We start from the raw sequence: 14231 nt of genomic DNA on the forward strand, positions 1-14231 counted from the left end.
AACCCGAGTATTTTATTCAGGCTTTAGGCAATACACCCGATTACAGGATATATTGCCAAAATTTAAACAAGTTAAAGAAAAACTAGATTAAATATTTAAAATAATTGTAGCTGGGATTATTTTCGACCCAGACATAGTTTTGTTTTTGGTAAAAATCCGCAGCAAGACGAGTGTCTGTTTGCAAACAAAGGGCCGAAAAATTCGGTTTGGCCTTACTTTCTAAGTAGGCTAACAAGTCTTTACCGACACCATGACGTCTGTACTTGGGATGCACATAAAAACGTCTGACCCGACCAATACGACTTTTTTGCCCTTCTTCCTCGCGTTGCTGGTTTAAACCACCACAACCAATTAACTTATCCCCATCATACGCTAGTAAAAAAAACTCACCTTCATCCTGAAACCGATTTTTACCGCTCGCGTATTCTTCAATTAGCCGCTGAACTACATTTACACCCTCTTTATTGGCTAGTTTTAGTAAAGTTTCAATTTGAGCAGGTAATTGTTCAGCTTCTTTAATGATGAGATTCATTTTCTATCTAATACCTAACACTGGTTTTTGCCTATTAAACAATAAAACACAATCAATTAGGTATAATCTTGAATTTTATTCACAAAACTTCTGCAATCCTGAGCATTGGTGTAAACTTAGGTTTTATTTTTAGATGTGATTAAACGACATGGCCTCAGTTGATCTTTTTGCAATTGGTAATGCGCTGATTGACCAAGAATTTAAAGTTTCTGATGAATTCCTTATGCAACATAATTTGCAAAAAGGAACCATGCAACTGACTGATGGTGAACAACAAGCTCGTTTATACACCCAGCTTCAACAATCAGAAATCTATAAAGGGCAAGCTTCTGGTGGTTCTGCTGCGAATACCACAGTCGCATTTAGCGCCTTAGGCGGTTCTGCATTTTACGGTTGCCGTGTAGGTCATGATGAGCTTGGTAAAATCTATTTAGATGGTCTCAACGAGGCTGGCATTCAGACTACACCTAAATCTGTGAGTGAAGGTGTCACTGGAACTTGTATGGTCTTGGTAAGTCCGGACTCAGAACGTACTATGCAGACTTATTTAGGCATTACCGCAGAGTTATCAGCAGAGCAAATCGATTTCGAACCTCTAAAAACAGCAGAATGGCTATATATTGAAGGCTACCTTTCAACAAGCGCAACCGCTCGTTCTGCAGTCAAACAAGCACGCCAAATCGCTCGCAGCCATAATGTTAAAATTGCCTTAACACTTTCTGATCCAGCAATGGTGCAATATGCCCGCGATGGCTTAAACGAACTATTAGATGATGGTGTCGATTTACTGTTCTGTAATCAACACGAAGCCATGATGTATACCGAAACCACCACAGTTGAAGATGCATTGGCTAAATTAAAATTACATAGTAAATATGTTGTAATTACATTAAGTGCAGAAGGTGCTTTAGTTTCCTCTGAACAAGAAACTATTCGTGTCCCTGGTCGTGCAGTGACTGCTGTCGATGCCAACGGTGCTGGCGATGCTTTTGCAGGTTCATTCTTGTACGCATTAAATGCTGGGCAAAGTTTACAAACTGCGGCTGAACTTGCCATTCTGATTTCGAGTGAAGTCGTGTCTCAGTTTGGCCCTCGTCTTGCGAATCAAGCTTATGCTCAACTACTGGCGAGTTTTGAAAAAAAGGAATGTGCCTAATGCATAAAATTTGTATGACTGAAGACATTCCAGAGCGTGAAGCACGTGCTTATGAAACGCCGAATGGTGATACAATTTTTATTACTCAACGTGATGGGGCATTTTTTGCCTATCAGAATGTCTGCCCACACCTACAAGTTGAACTAGAATTCTTGGAAAATCAATTTCTAGATCGTGAGCAAGAATATATTGAATGCTCTACCCATGGTGCATTATTTGTAGTCGAAACCGGTGAATGTATTTCAGGGCCATGCCTAGGACAAGCCCTTGAAAAAGTAGCCATTAACGTACATTCTGATGGCGGAATATACCTGTCCGAATAATTAATGGAATTTGCCATGCTTGAGCTATTACACAATATAAATTTAATGCCTTTCCATTTAAGTTTATTGGCTCTTGTCGTACTCAGCATGGTAGAAACCATTGGTTATTTCTTAAAAATTAAGCCTAGCCAATTTTTCAAAAAAATTGTCCCGCAAAAAATCGCTGAAGCCCCCTTGCTCAGTGTCAAGTTTTCCAAAATCTTGATTTTAGTTTTCTTATTAATGAACTTTAGCTTTTCAGGCTATTTCCTACAATTTAGTTACTTCGCACAACAGCAACAGTTTTTACCTGCTTACTATGTAATTCTGCCTGCATTAATTATTGCCATTTTCTTTACCGTTTTTATGATTCACTGCTTGGATCAAGTCATTAAACCAAAACAGGTACAACTTCAAACCAATCTATTAGGTCGACTGGCGACCATATCGAGTGGTAATGCTCGTCCCGGTTTTTCGGCGCAAGCACGTGTCAGAGATGAATTTGGGCAACTGCATTACATTCAGGTTGAACCTGAGTTTGGAGAATTAGAGTTCCAATCACAAATTATCCTGATTCGTTTAAAGCATTCACATTACATTGCTAAAAAAATTTCCAAATCTAATGATCTGTTTACCAGAGATATCAATAAATAATCTCATCCGCTGAATCAAGCAAAAATGAAGACTGTATTTAAAAAGTGCTGATAAGCACTTTTTTTTGGATTTTTATTGTATTTCATCAAATTGAAGCTTTGTTGTGACAAGTTTGAACGACTCATCTCGCTGAGTTCAATCTGACATTAACCTTGCGACATACACAAAATTCTGTACAGATTTATCCTTGTTAAAAAAAATTACAAATCAGCCTATGGCACTCAGAATAATCCTGTGTATATTTATTAATCAACACAATAAAAAAAAGAGCATTGATTAAATAGACTAAACCATAATCCGATCTTTTTAGTATAGTTTAATAATTGGTCTATTTTTTAATAGACTAAAACACTTGGATTTAATTTTTTAAATATAAGTATTTTTGTCGGGTTTATTTTTATTAAAACACAAGCGTTTTACTCAGAAATAAACACATATTACTTAGAATAAAATTAAAACCACTACACTCATAAGATACTGATTTAAAAAGTTAAAATAATATATTTTTATTTTAACTGTTCTACCTATTTATTTTTTGTATAAATTTGTTTAATAATATCCAGTAAGTTATAAAAATAGGCTTATTTCCATGAGCTTAATTCCCAAAGATTTTAACCAACGTTTAGTTCGTGAAATAACGATCATTTTAATAATTAAGGTCGTTATCTTACTCACCATTAAACATATCTGGTTTGATGCTCCTACCATTCCCAAAAACTTTGACAATCAAGTTGCTGAGCGTATTGCTGGCAGTCCTTCCCAAATCAAGGAGACACGTTGATGATTTCTGAAAGCGTGGTCGATCTTTCGCGGTTCCAATTTGCAATGACCGCGATGTATCACTTTATTTTCGTTCCACTTACTCTTGGTCTGGCTTTTATTCTTGCCATTATGGAAACGACTTACGTCATTTCTGGTAAAGAAATTTATAAAGATATGACCAAATTCTGGGGAAAACTCTTCGGTATTAACTTCGCACTCGGGGTAACGACGGGGTTGACCATGGAGTTCCAGTTCGGTACGAACTGGGCTTATTATTCGCACTATGTTGGGGATATTTTTGGTGCACCTCTCGCAATTGAAGGTTTAATGGCATTCTTCTTAGAATCCACTTTCATCGGTCTATTTTTCTTCGGTTGGGATCGACTCACCAAAGTGCAGCATTTAGCTGTAACATGGTTAGTTGCTCTAGGTTCGAACATGTCCGCACTTTGGATTTTGGTTGCAAACGGCTGGATGCAGAACCCGGTTGGCTCTAAATTCAACTACGAAACCATGCGTATGGAGCTGGTAGATTTCGGGGCACTGATTTTTAACCCTGTAGCACAAGTGAAGTTCGTACATACCGTTTCAGCTGGTTATGTAACAGGTGCAATTTTTGTTTTAGCCATCTCAAGCTACTACTTATTGAAAAAACGTGATGTTCCATTTGCCCGCCGTTCTTTCGCCATTGCCGCTATTTTCGGCCTTGCATCAACCCTCTCTGTCATTTTACTTGGTGACGAATCGGGTTATGAACTGGGTGATGTGCAAAAGACTAAACTCGCTGCGATTGAAGCAGAATGGGATACTCACCCTGCACCAGCACCATTTACTTTATTCGGTATTCCAAATAAAGAAACCATGACCACTGATTATGCGATTAAAGTTCCATATGTCATGGGAATTATTGCGACACGTTCAACAACTAAAGAAGTAACTGGTATTAAAGACCTTTTAGTTCAACATGAAGAACGTATCCGTAATGGTATGGTTGCCTACTCTCAGCTCGAGAAACTACGTGCTGGTGATACATCTCCTGAACTTAAAGCAGCTTTCGAACAAACTCAAAAAGATTTAGGCTACGGTCTACTTTTGAAAAAATATACACCGAATGTTGTAGATGCTTCTGAAGCACAAATTAAATCTGCTGCTTTAGATACGATTCCACATGTACCAAGTTTGTTCTGGGCATTCCGTGCAATGGTTGCATCTGGTTTCTTAATGTTATTGCTGTTTGTTTTAGCCACTTTTGCAGTCGCTAAACGTAATGCGGAAAACAAACCTTGGTTACTTAAATTTGCATTATTTGCTTTACCATTACCTTGGATCGCAGCTCAAACTGGTTGGTATGTTGCGGAAGTTGGTCGTCAACCTTGGACCATTGGTGAAGTATTACCGACTCACTTATCTGCATCGACTTTAACAACTGCAGATATTTGGGGTTCTATTACTGCCCTCGCAACGTTCTACACAGTGCTTCTTATTATTGAAATGTACTTGATGATTAAATTCTCTCGTCTTGGTCCTAGTGCGCTTCATACTGGGAAATACCACTTTGAAAAAAATGCTGCACAAAATAACCCTGTTGAGGAGGCTCAATCATGATCGAATATGAACTTCTCAAAATTATTTGGTGGGTGTTGGTCGGTGTATTACTGATTGGCTTCGCACTCACTGATGGTTTCGATATGGGCTCGATGGCACTCATGCCATTCGTAGGTAAAACCGATGAAGAACGCCGTGCTGCAATCAATACGATTGCACCGCACTGGGATGGCAACCAAGTTTGGTTCATTACTGCAGGCGGTGCATTATTTGCGGCATGGCCTATGGTGTATGCAACCGCATTCTCTGGCATGTATTGGGCACTACTCTTGGTCTTATTTGCGCTGTTTTTAAGACCTGTTGGCTTCGACTACCGATCTAAACTGGAAAATACGCAGTGGCGTACCGCTTGGGACTGGGGCTTATGTGTCGGTGGTGCAGTACCCGCACTCGTGTTCGGGGTAGCTTTTGGTAATATGTTCCTTGGTGTACCTTTTACCTTAGATGAAACTGTACGTTCAACGTATACGGGTAGCTTCTTTGCCTTACTCAACCCATTTGCTTTGGTCTGCGGTATTGTGAGCTTATCAATGCTTTCAGCTCATGGCGGTGCTTGGTTGATGCTGCGTACTGATGGCGAACTTAGAAAACGTTCTGCGAAAGCAACTCAATTAATGGGCATTATTTTCTTAGTCTGCTTCCTTGCTGCAGGTGCATGGTTATACTTCGGCGGTATTCAGGGCTACACACTTGCTGCTCCTTTTGATACGAATGGTGTTGCAAACCCATTGGCTAAAGAAGTCATTACCAATGCTAACCCAGGTTGGATGAACAACTACTCAACTTACCCTATCACCATTATTGCTCCAGTTTTAGCGATTCTTGGTGGGTTAATTGTGATCCTTGCGGCAGGTAAAGATAAAGCAGGTCTATCTTTCTTAGGGACTTCTTTCTCTGTGATTGGTGCAATCTTAACGGCTGGTTTTGCGCTGTTCCCATTCCTTATGCCTTCAAGCATTAACCCTGTTGCAAGCTTAACCATGTGGGATGCTGTTTCAAGTCAAACCACCTTAACTGTTATGACAGTTGCAGCATGTATTTTCGTACCCATCATTTTGGGCTACACCACTTGGTGTTACTACAAAATGTGGGGCGTGATTACCAAAAAACATATTCAAGAGAATTCACATAGCCTGTACTAAGGCAATGCTTAGGAGAATAAATTATGTGGTATTTTGCCTGGATTCTCGGTATTTTGATGGCATGCTTTGCTGGCGTACTCAGCGCCCTCTATATCGAGCATCATCAAGATTTAGATGAGGAATAAACAATGACGGAAGTAGCAATGACAACAGAGCAATCGCAAAAACCAAATAAATTGGTCATGGCCGTATCCTTTTTGTTGGCATTGCCGCTTGCTGCGGTGTTATTAGTACACCCAAGTGCAATGCTCGATGCCAATGGTGAATATAGTCACCGTGCCATGATGTTAATTATGATTGGTATTTCAGGTGGCTTTGTTTACGGTGTTGGTTTCATTCCTCGCTTTTGGCTGTGGAAGTGGCTGTTTAGCCCCTTCATCGCTTGGCCACTCATGCTATGGGGCTATTACACTTGGTTCCTTGCTTAATAAAAAAGCCCTCATGATTGAGGGCTTTTTTATAGCTTGTCAAAATTCAGTTTTTTTCTTAATGAGTTGCAGTAGTTCAATATGCATAAACGGCTGTCCGACATTGGCATCTAGGGTGCTGTCGGACTATAACCACGGCGTTGATAATACGCGATTAGCTCTGCACGAATATCAAGTACATACATCACATATATATGCAGCTCTGGCTGTATCAACAATGCCTGTTTCTCTGCAAAAGATAAAACGACCTTACCAATTCCTGTATTTTGAAAAGTTGGATCTACACAGAAAGTTCCGATCTCCACCTCATCATAATTAAAAGTTAAACCAATAGTCGCAACTATTCTTGAGCTTGCTGGATCGAGATCTATTTCAGCAACATATAAATGAAAACTTTTATCTTCCAAAGCTTCTCGTAATTGTTGCTCATTAATTCTTAGACCAGAAACATACTTCGCTTCATTACTCCAACTATATGCATAGTCTTCTCGATAAGCTTGATTGATTAAATCTAGGAGTCGAGGTAAATCTGTTAAAACTGCTTTGCGAAATTGTAATGCATGCATAAGTATCCCCTGTAAATTTTATAATCTAATTTTTATTTATGCTTAGGCTATTTTATTCGGACATAATAAAAAGCCAGTTTGTTGCAAACTGGCTTGATGCTAAAAATTACGGTGCAATTGGTGCAAATGGTGCAACCACATCAGCATTTTGAGCACGATGACGCATGAAATGATCCATCAGCACGATTGCAAACATTGCTTCTGCAATCGGTGTGGCACGTACACCCACGCAAGGATCATGACGCCCTTTAGTCAATACATCCGTATCTTCACGTTCAATATTAATCGTTTTACCTGGCGTAGTAATACTGGCCGTTGGTTTGAGTGCAATCGCAACACGAATAGTCTGACCACTAGAAATACCACCGAGAATTCCACCAGCATGATTAGCCAAGAAACCATCTGTGGTTAATTCATCACGAGTCTCATGACCAAACTGTTCTGCTACGGCAAAACCATCACCAATTTCAACACCTTTGACCGCATTAATTGACATCATGGCATGAGCAATATCGGCATCTAAACGGTCAAATACTGGCTCACCCCAACCCACTGGGACTTTCTCAGCCAGAATTTCCAATTTAGCGCCACAACTTGTGCCTTGCTCACGTAAAGAAGTGACGAGCGCTTCAAAACGTGGCACAGCATCAACATCGCCACAGAAAAATGGGTTATTTGGAACTTCATTCCAATCTAACTTTTCTGCTTTCTCTGTACCAATTTGTGTCACATGACCGCGAATCACAATACCAAATTTTTCAGCAAGATATTTTTTTGCAATTGCACCCGCAGCCACACGCATTGCCGTTTCACGCGCACTTGAACGCCCGCCACCACGGTAATCACGGAAACCGTATTTTTGCGTATAGGTATAGTCGGCATGACCAGGACGGAAAGTTTGTGCAATATTGCCATAATCTTTGGACTTTTGGTCAGTATTACGAATCAGCAATCCAATTGGAGTGCCCGTTGTTTTACCCTCAAATACCCCTGAAATAATTTCGACTTCATCAGGCTCTTTACGTTGGGTCGCAAACTTTGACGTCCCCGGTTTACGGCGATCTAAATCTTTTTGCAAATCTTCAGCAGAAAGCTCTAGGCCTGGCGGTACACCATCCACAATCGCCATCAAGCCTACGCCATGAGATTCACCACAGGTCGTTACACGGAAAAGTTGTCCAATACTATTACCTGCCATGTTCACGACTCCTTATGCTTGAACAGATTGAATGAATAAATCACGGAATTCACGACATTGTGCTGCTGTTAAAGCAAAGATGCCTGAACCACCTTTCTGGAATTTTAACCAATGGAAATCAATGGTATTAAAGTTTTGTTTCATCGCCCATTCAGAATTACCTACTTCAATAACAATTAAGCCATCTTCAGTTAAGTAATCTGCTGCTTGAGCCAACATTTTACGCACTAAATCTAAACCGTCTTGTCCCGCAGCCAATGCCAATTCTGGCTCATGACGGAATTCATCAGGTAAATCAGCCATGTCTTCGGCATCAACATAAGGCGGATTAGAGACAATTAAATCATACTGATTTTCAGCAGGAATTTTAGCAAACAAGTCAGACTCTAATAACGCTACTTGATATTGTTTATCGTGATGTTCAGCATTAATTGAAGCAACTTCTAATGCTTCTTTTGAAATATCGGTTGCATCCACTTCTGAATCTGGGAATGCATATGCCAAGGCAATCGCGATACACCCTGAACCCGTACACATATCTAAAATACGTTGTGGTGTTTTAGGTTGAGTATTGACTGGAAGATTATTGTCCGCTGCACGCATTTCGCCATTTTCATCTAGGCAATACGGTGCAAAGCGGTTTTCAATCAGTTCAGCAATTGGTGAACGCGGAATCAATACGCGCTCATCTACATAAAACGGTTTATTAAAGAAATAGGCTAAATTCAACAAATAAGAAGTTGGCACTTTTTCATTGATACGGCGCTCTAAAAGTGCGAGAAATTCAGCTTTTTCACTTGGTAGCAGTTTAGAGTCGAGAATTTCTGAATCTGCATTCCATTCTAAAGATAAAGTCTGTAATACCAAGGCAGAACTTTCTGCAAAAAAGTCTTCTGTACCTTGACCTAAGTGTGCATCGTATTGACGTAATGCTGTCACCCCAAAACGGATAAAATCACGGATAGTTGTCAGGGTTTCAGCTGCTTCCTGTAAATGTTCAGGGCTAATAGTCGGTCGATCCACTTAGGGCGTCTCCAAGGTCATTTTCATAAAAACGGCTTATGATACCTTGTTTTTCCTGATTTTATAATGCTTAACTTTGTTTCTGCTTTATTTCATTCCATTTTTCAGCCACATGCAATTCAATACAATTTTTCCAGTGCAGGTTCAGTTCAGGAATTTGTTGCAAGATACAAAAAGCTCAAACATAAAGATACAAAACACTCACCAATCACTCGAAATGCAACTTGAAACCTGTTGGATCGCGTCTTATATATAAAGGCACTATTTACTCTTACTCTCACTATGAGCTACAAGCACAACAACCTGATGGCCATGCGCCAAAACTTTTGGAATGATGAATCTTCCATAATTCAATCTGAAAAATTATTTTTACTACAGCAACTCTCTGAACAACAAGTCTTTAATCAACCCACATTAGATGACGCCAAATATTTATTTTTTAGCTTACCCAGTATTGTGATCGTGAAAGGTTATGCTCATGGTTTTAGCCATATCAGCGTACAGGAAATGATTAGCACTTATATTCAGACGCATAAATTGCAACTTTCTAGAAAAGAAAGCCTCAAGATTAAATTTCACATGTAATGATTTTTATTCAGCGTTAAAATCGAGTGTAAATTTAAAATTAACTGAGCCATTCAGCAACTTGAACTTTTTTAATACGTGAAGACACGTTAATATCCGTTACAATTAACTTTTCTGTGAATTGCTGATTAAGGATTGCATTGAATGTCAGATCAGAACGATAAGCTCAAACAACTGAAAACCTCCTCTATGGATCGTCGCTTATCTATTGCAAAAGCATCCTTACTGGCTGGGACACGTTGGGCAGCTTCAAACGCGACATCCATGTTTTCCAGCGAAGCTGAAAAAGAAAAAAAGCGTAAAAGAGCCATGAAAGAACAAGCCGACTATTTGGTGGCTGAAATTGGCAAACTGAAAGGTTCAATTGTGAAAATTGGGCAAATGATGGCGCTGTATGGCGAGCATTTTTTACCTGAAGAAATCACACAAGCCTTAAATACGCTGAATAATCAAACTGTCGCCTTGGCTTGGCCTGCAATCAAGCATCATTTAGAGCAGCAGTTGGGCGAGAAAATTCATGAATTGACGATTGATCATGAACCATTAGGCACCGCTTCACTGGCTCAAGTTCACCGTGCGACACGTAAATCTGATGGATTAGAATTGGTACTGAAGATTCAATATCCTGGTGTGGCTGATGCCATTGATTCAGATATGAGCCTGTTCAAGAATATGTTGAAGCTCACGCGCATGGTTCCGCAAACCCGTGAGTTTGACCAATGGTTTGAAGAAGTTCGCGATATGATGCATCGTGAAGTGAATTATGATATTGAAGCCGCCACAACTCGACGTTTTGCCGAACGTCTAAAAGATGATCCGCGTTATATCGTGCCTGAAATTGTTGATGAGTTTTGTACCGACCAAATTTTGTGCATGACCTTTGAACGTGGTGTGCCAATTAATAGTCCTGTGATGCTGTCTTTACCACAAGACCGTCGTAACCGCTTAGGTGAAGCCTCTTTAGAAATTGCAGTAAGAGAAATTTTTGAATGGGGTGAAATGCAAACCGATCCGAACTTTGGCAACTATTTGGTTCGCTTAGGAGATGGTGAGCAACAACCTGATCAAATCGTATTGTTGGACTTTGGTGCGATTCGTCAGTTCGATCAACACCTCTTAAGTGTGGCAAGAAATTTAATTCATGCAGGTTATCAGCACGATCCGCAAGCCATGGTCAATGCCATGACGGGCTATGAGTTTTTTGACTCTATTCCTCAAAGTATTAAGCCAGATATGGCAAAAGTGTTTTTACTGGCCACCGAAGCTTTTAGCTGCCCTGCCAATAATAAAGAACTTCCCGCTGGCGTTATGGATGAACAATATCGTTATGACTGGAAAAAAAGCCAACTCCATAGTCGAGTGATGCAACAAGCGTCTAAATCAATGGCTTCACGCTATTTTAGTGTTCCACCCAAAGAGTTTATGTTTATAAGTCGCAAGTTTATTGGGGCTTATACTTTCATGACGGTAATTGATGCCAAGACCAATGTCCGCGATATGATTAAATCATTCATTTAATAGTTTGGACTAGAATGACCATCGCGTCATTCTAGTCAACTGCTTCCTTAGCCTACATCTTGTTCGCTTTATAATTCATATAAAAATCAAAATTTTAAGTTCATATTAAAATTCAACTGACCGTTTATCTTTGACAATCGTACATGTCAACAATGACATAGTTTTTTAAATAGCCACATGTCAGCATAAAAATAGCAATCCTGCACATATGGAATGAAAATAATGACAAATATGGTAAATAAAGCTCAGGGACTAGGCTTGTCGCTGATCACTAAAATTGCAGGCAGTGATGTCCTCGATCAGCTTAAACTGAGAAAATTTGTAGAAAAATCTTTATATCAAGGTTCAAAAACAAGTTTCAAAACGCTGAGTCAAACACAAAAATTATTCACTAAAACTGAGCAGCATCCTAGGCAACGTTTATCGAATCAATCAAAAGCTTTGTTTGATCTGAACTTGACTGAAGAGCAGCAACTGACATGTGATGCCATGAGCCAATTTGCTTCAGAAGTCCTTTATTCGCTTGCACATCAGGCAGATCATGAAGAAAAATTTCCAGAAGTTTTATGGCAATACCTACAAGATTTGGGGCTGAATTATTATGCCTTACCCGAAGTCTTGGGCGGTGTTGCCACTGAAAAAGACATTGTCAGCCACATTCTGATCGCAGAACATTTGGCCAAAGGCGACTTTAGCTTAACTGCTGGCATGCTTTCTACTTTTAGTGTGATTAATGCCATGACCCAGTGGGGATCGCCTCAAGTTCAAGCTACCTATCTTAAGGCTTTTGCAGAGGATGATCGCATCCGTGCCAGCTTTGCTGTACAAGAAAATACCCCGGCTTTTAATCCACACAAACTTAAAACCAAAGCACAATGGGTGAATCAGCAATTTGTAATTCAGGGCGAAAAAACTTTGGTATTGCTTGGAGAAAGTGCCGATCTATTTTTGGTCAGTGCAGAATATCTCGGACAGCCTGAAATTTTTGTGGTGAAACGTGATGCCACTATAACTGCTAAAAAATGCCCTGCTATGGGTTTAAAAGCCACTGAAACCATGACCTTACAATTTAACCAGACCCCTGCTGAACTGTTGGGAGATGATGATTTTGATTATGCGGCATTTATCGATTTAGGCAATTTAATGTGGTGTGCCATGGCTGTCGGTACATGTGAAGCGGTGAAACACTATTGTATTCAATATGCCAATGAGCGAACGGCCTTTGGCGAACCCATCTCACACCGTCAAAGTGTGGCATTTATGATTGCAGATATGGCCATTGAAATTGATGCCATGCGCATGCTGGTTTTGAATGCAGCAAGCTTGGCAGAAGCTGGGCAAGATTTTCATCGAGAAGCCTATTTAGCCCGCTTACTCTGCGCTGAAAAGTCCATGAAAATTGGCACCGATGGTGTACAAATTTTAGGGGGACACGGCTTTACCAAAGAACATCCAGTAGAACGCTGGTACCGCGATTTACGTGCAACTGCAATTCTGCATTCTGGCTTACACGCTTAAAATAATAAAAAGGCATCCTGCATGAACTTACAAAATCCTAAAAAATTCAAAATTTTATTAGATCAGGCTCACGAAGTCGCACTTAATGTACTTAGGCCCATTTCACGTAAATACGATAAAGCTGAACATGCCTACCCTAAAGAATTAGATATGTTGGCATCGCTGTTGGATGGCATGAATGATGGCGGTGAAGGAATTAATGCCGGTGCTGCTGTAGGTAAGCGTGGTACGCAAGATGATAACAATAAAAATGGCGTCAATATGTCTACCGCCCTAGGAATTGTAGAAATGTGTTATGGCGATACAGGATTACTGCTTTCCATGCCACGACAAGGACTGGGCAATTCAGCGATTGCCGCAGTGGCAAATGATGAGCAACTCGAACGCTTTAAGGGCACTTGGGCGGCAATGGCGATTACCGAGCCGAATTGCGGTTCAGATTCAGCAGCCATCCGCACCACAGCAAGCAAAGATGGTAACGACTACATTTTGAATGGCGAAAAAATATTTGTCACTTCTGGAGCGCGTGCTGACTCGGTAGTCGTCTGGGCAACACTGGACAAAAAGCTAGGGCGTGCCGCCATTAAATCTTTTGTGGTGCCTAAAGGTACAGCTGGCATGACTGTTGAGCGTTTAGAACATAAACTGGGCATCAAAGCCTCGGATACTGCAGTGATTCGCTTCGACCAATGTCGTGTACCAACTGAAAACCTCCTCGGCAATGCAGACATTGATATGGCCAAGGGTTTTGCAGGGGTGATGGAAACCTTTGACAACACCCGCCCTCTGGTGGCAGCTATGGCCATTGGTTGTGCCAAAGCATCACTGCAACGCATCAAAGAGATTTTTCAGGATCAACTTGACCCACACTATGCAACCCCCTATCTACAATGTTCGAATCTGGTGGCACAAATTCATAAGATGGAAGCCGAATGGGAGGCGGCTCGGCTCCTGATGTTAAAAGCGACATGGATGGCGGATAACAAAATGCCAAATTCCAAAGAAGCCTCCATAGCAAAAGCGAAAGCAGGACGCGTAGGTAATGAGATTACCCTGAAATGTGTTGAACTCGCAGCATCTGTCGGCTATACCGAAACCGAACTTTTAGAGAAATGGGCACGTGATTCAAAAATCTTGGATATTTTTGAAGGTACACAGCAAATTCAACAACTCATTATTGCCCGACGTGAACTTGGAAAAAGCTCTAGTGAGTTGAAATAATTTTCTATCTACGTCCTGTCC

General features: G+C 40.5%; 15 protein-coding genes and 1 pseudogene. 12 read left to right on the top strand and 4 right to left on the bottom strand.

The window, feature by feature from the left end:
- Positions 1–82: 82 nt before the first annotated feature.
- Complete coding sequence (locus tag ACX17N_RS08805) at positions 83–532, bottom strand: GNAT family N-acetyltransferase (protein ID WP_458892187.1); 450 nt, start codon at positions 530–532, stop codon at positions 83–85.
- 148 nt (positions 533–680) lie between these two features.
- Here ACX17N_RS08805 and ACX17N_RS08810 point away from each other — a divergent pair, with 148 nt between their 5' ends.
- From ACX17N_RS08810 to ACX17N_RS08845, 8 genes are all read left to right on the top strand, one after another.
- A complete protein-coding gene (locus ACX17N_RS08810; protein WP_458892188.1) occupies positions 681–1688 on the top strand; it encodes an adenosine kinase in 1008 nt (335 codons plus the stop codon).
- Positions 1689–1702: 14 nt separating this feature from the next.
- A complete protein-coding gene (locus tag ACX17N_RS08815) occupies positions 1703–2011 on the top strand; it encodes a Rieske (2Fe-2S) protein (protein WP_458892249.1) in 309 nt (102 codons plus the stop codon).
- Positions 2012–2026: 15 nt separating this feature from the next.
- Entirely contained in the window at positions 2027–2644 is a 618-nt protein-coding gene (locus tag ACX17N_RS08820) for an OB-fold-containig protein (protein WP_458892189.1), read from the top strand.
- A 589-nt stretch (positions 2645–3233) separates the two neighbouring features.
- A complete protein-coding gene (cydP, locus tag ACX17N_RS08825) occupies positions 3234–3425 on the top strand; it encodes a cytochrome oxidase putative small subunit CydP (RefSeq protein ID WP_458892190.1) in 192 nt (63 codons plus the stop codon).
- Positions 3425–5011, top strand: a complete 1587-nt coding sequence (locus ACX17N_RS08830; RefSeq protein ID WP_458892191.1) for a cytochrome ubiquinol oxidase subunit I — start codon at positions 3425–3427, stop codon at positions 5009–5011. The genes cydP and ACX17N_RS08830 overlap by 1 nt, the downstream gene beginning before the upstream one ends.
- The gene (gene cydB, locus ACX17N_RS08835) at positions 5008–6153 is read left to right on the top strand and encodes a cytochrome d ubiquinol oxidase subunit II (protein ID WP_458892192.1); all 1146 of its coding nucleotides are present in this window, start codon (positions 5008–5010) and stop codon (positions 6151–6153) included. The genes ACX17N_RS08830 and cydB overlap by 4 nt, the downstream gene beginning before the upstream one ends.
- Before the next feature lie 23 nt (positions 6154–6176).
- Positions 6177–6278, top strand: a complete 102-nt coding sequence (cydX, locus tag ACX17N_RS08840; RefSeq protein ID WP_002120988.1) for a cytochrome bd-I oxidase subunit CydX — start codon at positions 6177–6179, stop codon at positions 6276–6278.
- A 3-nt stretch (positions 6279–6281) separates the two neighbouring features.
- Positions 6282–6581, top strand: a complete 300-nt coding sequence (locus ACX17N_RS08845) for a cyd operon YbgE family protein (RefSeq protein ID WP_458892193.1) — start codon at positions 6282–6284, stop codon at positions 6579–6581.
- A gap of 39 nt (positions 6582–6620) precedes the next feature.
- Here ACX17N_RS08845 and ACX17N_RS08850 read toward each other — a convergent pair.
- The 3 genes and pseudogenes from ACX17N_RS08850 to prmB form a co-directional block, all read right to left on the bottom strand.
- Positions 6621–7147: pseudogene (locus ACX17N_RS08850) on the bottom strand (GNAT family N-acetyltransferase).
- A 106-nt stretch (positions 7148–7253) separates the two neighbouring features.
- Positions 7254–8345 carry a chorismate synthase gene (gene aroC, locus ACX17N_RS08855; RefSeq protein WP_458892194.1) on the bottom strand — a complete coding sequence of 364 codons (1092 nt, stop codon included), beginning with the start codon at positions 8343–8345 and terminating at the stop codon, positions 7254–7256.
- Between the two features lie 12 nt (positions 8346–8357).
- A complete protein-coding gene (gene prmB / locus ACX17N_RS08860) occupies positions 8358–9368 on the bottom strand; it encodes a 50S ribosomal protein L3 N(5)-glutamine methyltransferase (protein WP_458892195.1) in 1011 nt (336 codons plus the stop codon).
- Between the two features lie 282 nt (positions 9369–9650).
- On the opposite strand from prmB, the gene ACX17N_RS08865 reads away from it, so the two are divergent.
- The 4 genes from ACX17N_RS08865 (at position 9651) to ACX17N_RS08880 (ending at position 14210) form a co-directional block, all read left to right on the top strand.
- A complete protein-coding gene (locus tag ACX17N_RS08865; RefSeq protein WP_458892196.1) occupies positions 9651–9953 on the top strand; it encodes a hypothetical protein in 303 nt (100 codons plus the stop codon).
- A 144-nt stretch (positions 9954–10097) separates the two neighbouring features.
- Positions 10098–11471 carry an ABC1 kinase family protein gene (locus tag ACX17N_RS08870; RefSeq protein WP_458892197.1) on the top strand — a complete coding sequence of 458 codons (1374 nt, stop codon included), beginning with the start codon at positions 10098–10100 and terminating at the stop codon, positions 11469–11471.
- A gap of 231 nt (positions 11472–11702) precedes the next feature.
- Entirely contained in the window at positions 11703–12989 is a 1287-nt protein-coding gene (locus ACX17N_RS08875; protein ID WP_458892250.1) for an acyl-CoA dehydrogenase family protein, read from the top strand.
- Positions 12990–13010: 21 nt separating this feature from the next.
- Positions 13011–14210, top strand: coding sequence for an acyl-CoA dehydrogenase family protein (locus ACX17N_RS08880; RefSeq protein ID WP_458892198.1), 1200 nt, complete (start codon positions 13011–13013; stop codon positions 14208–14210).
- Positions 14211–14231 lie beyond the last annotated feature (21 nt).

It is taken from the genome of Acinetobacter sp. GXMZU3951 (genome assembly GCF_054457875.1).

Excerpts from the sequence above, each read along its gene's own strand:
- ACX17N_RS08815 (WP_458892249.1), top strand. The coding sequence starts at position 1,703 with ATGACTGAAGACATTCCAGAGCGTGAAGCACGTGCTTATGAAACGCCG.
- cydB (WP_458892192.1), top strand. The coding sequence starts at position 5,008 with ATGATCGAATATGAACTTCTCAAAATTATTTGGTGGGTGTTGGTCGGT.
- ACX17N_RS08845 (WP_458892193.1), top strand. The coding sequence starts at position 6,282 with ATGACGGAAGTAGCAATGACAACAGAGCAATCGCAAAAACCAAATAAA.
- ACX17N_RS08830 (WP_458892191.1), top strand. The coding sequence starts at position 3,425 with ATGATTTCTGAAAGCGTGGTCGATCTTTCGCGGTTCCAATTTGCAATG.
- ACX17N_RS08810 (WP_458892188.1), top strand. The coding sequence starts at position 681 with ATGGCCTCAGTTGATCTTTTTGCAATTGGTAATGCGCTGATTGACCAA.
- cydP (WP_458892190.1), top strand. The coding sequence starts at position 3,234 with ATGAGCTTAATTCCCAAAGATTTTAACCAACGTTTAGTTCGTGAAATA.
- ACX17N_RS08880 (WP_458892198.1), top strand. The coding sequence starts at position 13,011 with ATGAACTTACAAAATCCTAAAAAATTCAAAATTTTATTAGATCAGGCT.
- ACX17N_RS08805 (WP_458892187.1), bottom strand. The coding sequence starts at position 532 with ATGAATCTCATCATTAAAGAAGCTGAACAATTACCTGCTCAAATTGAA.
- ACX17N_RS08820 (WP_458892189.1), top strand. The coding sequence starts at position 2,027 with ATGCTTGAGCTATTACACAATATAAATTTAATGCCTTTCCATTTAAGT.
- ACX17N_RS08870 (WP_458892197.1), top strand. The coding sequence starts at position 10,098 with ATGTCAGATCAGAACGATAAGCTCAAACAACTGAAAACCTCCTCTATG.
- ACX17N_RS08875 (WP_458892250.1), top strand. The coding sequence starts at position 11,703 with ATGGTAAATAAAGCTCAGGGACTAGGCTTGTCGCTGATCACTAAAATT.
- ACX17N_RS08865 (WP_458892196.1), top strand. The coding sequence starts at position 9,651 with ATGAGCTACAAGCACAACAACCTGATGGCCATGCGCCAAAACTTTTGG.
- cydX (WP_002120988.1), top strand. The coding sequence starts at position 6,177 with ATGTGGTATTTTGCCTGGATTCTCGGTATTTTGATGGCATGCTTTGCT.
- aroC (WP_458892194.1), bottom strand. The coding sequence starts at position 8,345 with ATGGCAGGTAATAGTATTGGACAACTTTTCCGTGTAACGACCTGTGGT.